Raw genomic sequence first — 2,894 nt, forward strand, 5'->3', positions numbered from 1 at the left:
GGTCACCCCGAAAAGCTTCGTCCTGCCGCCCAACCAGCAATACGGCAACCGCCTGGTGGTCGATCTCTACGACCAGGGCGCCGACCTGACCCCGGACGTACCCGCGACGCCGACCCCGAGCGTGCCGGTCACTCCGGTGACGCCGACCCAGCCGGTGGCCAAGCTGCCGCTGCCGACCAAGGGCGGTACCCGCGATATCGTCATCGCCATCGACGCCGGCCACGGCGGTGAAGACCCTGGCGCCCTTGGCCCGGGCGGGCTGCACGAGAAGAACATCACCCTGTCGATCGCTCGCGAGCTGCAACGCCAGATCAACCAGGTGCGCGGTTACCGGGCCGAGCTGACCCGTACCGGCGACTACTTCATCCCACTGCGCAAGCGCACCGAGATCGCCCGCAAGAAGGGCGCCGACCTGTTCGTCTCGATCCATGCCGACGCCGCGCCGAGCCGCAGCGCCTTCGGTGCCTCGGTGTTCGCCCTGTCCGACCGCGGCGCCACTTCGGAAACCGCGCGCTGGCTGGCCGACAGCGAGAACCGTTCCGACCTGATCGGCGGCGATGGCAGCGTCAGCCTCGGCGACAAGGACCAGATGCTCGCCGGCGTGCTGCTCGACCTGTCGATGACCGCCACCCTCTCGTCGAGCCTGGACGTCGGCCACAAGGTGCTGACCAATGTCGGCCGCATCACTTCGCTGCACAAGCGTCGTGTCGAGCAGGCCGGGTTCATGGTGCTGAAGTCGCCGGACATCCCGTCGATCCTGGTGGAAACCGGCTTCATCTCGAACGTCAACGAGTCGCGCAAGCTGGCCAGCGCCAGCCATCAGCAGGCTTTGGCGCGTTCGATCACCAGCGGCATCCGCCAGTATTTCCAGCAGAGCCCGCCGCCCGGCACCTACATCGCCTCTTTGCGCGCCCAGGGCAAGCTCTCCATGGGGCCGCGCGAGCACGTGGTGCGGCCCGGAGAGACCCTGGCGATGATCGCCCAGCGCTATGAAGTGAGCATGGCCGCGCTGCGCAGCAGCAACAGTCTGTCCAGCGACAACCTGAAAGTCGGCCAGGCCCTGTCCATCCCGAGCACCGCCCTGGCGGCCCAGTGATGAGTGAAGCACCGCGTATCCAGCTGCTGAGTCCGCGGCTGGCGAACCAGATCGCCGCCGGTGAGGTGGTCGAGCGTCCCGCCTCGGTGGCCAAGGAACTCCTGGAAAACAGCCTTGACGCCGGTTCTCGGCGCATCGACGTGGAGGTCGAGCAGGGCGGCATCAAGTTGCTGCGAGTGCGCGACGACGGTCGCGGCATCCCCGCCGACGACCTGCCGCTGGCCCTGGCTCGCCACGCCACCAGCAAGATCCGCGAGCTGGAAGACCTGGAGCGGGTGATGAGCCTCGGCTTCCGTGGCGAGGCGCTGGCCTCGATCAGCTCGGTAGCGCGCCTGACCATGACCTCGCGTACCGCCGACGCCGGCGAAGCCTGGCAGGTGGAAACCGAGGGCCGCGACATGCAGCCGCGGGTACAGCCGGCGGCGCACCCGGTGGGGACCAGCGTCGAGGTTCGCGACCTGTTCTTCAACACCCCGGCGCGGCGCAAGTTCCTGCGTGCCGAGAAGACCGAGTTCGACCATCTGCAGGAGGTCATCAAGCGCCTGGCGCTGGCCCGCTTCGACGTGGCTTTCCACCTGCGCCACAACGGCAAGACCATCTTCGCCCTGCACGAGGCGCGAGACGAGCTGGCCCGCGCGCGCCGGGTCGGCGCGGTGTGCGGCCAGGCATTCCTCGAGCAGGCGCTGCCGATCGAGGTCGAGCGCAACGGCCTGCACCTGTGGGGCTGGGTCGGCTTGCCGACCTTCTCCCGCAGCCAGCCGGACCTGCAGTACTTCTATGTGAACGGGCGCATGGTGCGCGACAAGCTGGTCGCCCACGCGGTGCGCCAGGCTTATCGCGACGTGCTGTACAACGGCCGGCATCCGACCTTCGTGCTGTTCTTCGAAGTCGATCCGGCGGTGGTGGACGTCAACGTGCACCCGACCAAGCACGAAGTTCGCTTCCGTGACAGCCGGATGGTCCATGACTTCCTCTATGGCACCTTGCATCGTGCGCTGGGCGAGGTCCGTCCCGACGACCAGCTCGCGCCGCCCGGGGCGACCAGCCTGACCGAGCCGCGACCGACCGGCGCTGCCGCCGGCGAGTTCGGCCCGCAGGGCGAGATGCGCCTGGCCGAGAGCGTGCTGGAGAGTCCGGCGGCACGGGTGGGCTGGAGTGGCGGCTCGTCGGTCTCCGGCGGCTCCTCCGGCTATTCCGCCTACACCCGGCCGGAGGCGCCGCCTTCTCTGGCCGAGGCCGGTGGCGCCTACAAGGCCTACTTCGCGCCGTTACCCGCGGGCGAGGCGCCAGCCGCGTTGCCCGAGAGCGCCCAGGACATCCCGCCGCTGGGTTACGCCCTGGCGCAGCTCAAGGGCATCTACATCCTCGCCGAGAACGCCCACGGCCTGGTGCTGGTGGACATGCACGCGGCCCACGAGCGGATCACCTACGAGCGCCTCAAGGTGGCGATGGCCAGCGAAGGCTTGCGTGGGCAGCCGTTGCTGGTGCCGGAGTCGATCGCGGTCAGCGAGCGCGAGGCGGATTGCGCGGAAGAGCATTCCAGCTGGTTCCAGCGCCTGGGCTTCGAGCTGCAGCGCCTGGGGCCGGAAAGCCTGGCGATCCGGCAGATCCCTGCGCTGCTCAAGCAGGCGGAGGCGACCCAGTTGGTGCGCGATGTCATCGCCGACCTGCTGGAGTACGGCACCAGCGACCGTATCCAGGCGCACCTGAACGAGCTGCTCGGCACCATGGCCTGCCATGGCGCGGTGCGCGCCAACCGGCGCCTGACCCTGCCGGAAATGAACGCCCTGTTGCGCGA

At 68.9% G+C, this 2,894-nt stretch carries 2 protein-coding genes; both read left to right on the forward strand.

The features are described 5' to 3' along the window. Positions 1-1,096, forward strand: a 1,096-nt coding sequence (gene amiB, locus FFS27_RS31190) for an N-acetylmuramoyl-L-alanine amidase AmiB (RefSeq protein ID WP_031800492.1), incomplete at its 5' end; no start/stop codon positions are given. After that, positions 1,096-2,894, forward strand: a 1,799-nt coding sequence (gene mutL, locus FFS27_RS31195) for a DNA mismatch repair endonuclease MutL (RefSeq protein WP_137952473.1), incomplete at its 3' end; no start/stop codon positions are given. The genes amiB and mutL, both read left to right, overlap by 1 nt.

Origin of the sequence: Pseudomonas sp. 2VD (genome assembly GCF_005503585.1) — a bacterium.
Lineage (GTDB): Bacteria > Pseudomonadota > Gammaproteobacteria > Pseudomonadales > Pseudomonadaceae > Pseudomonas > Pseudomonas aeruginosa.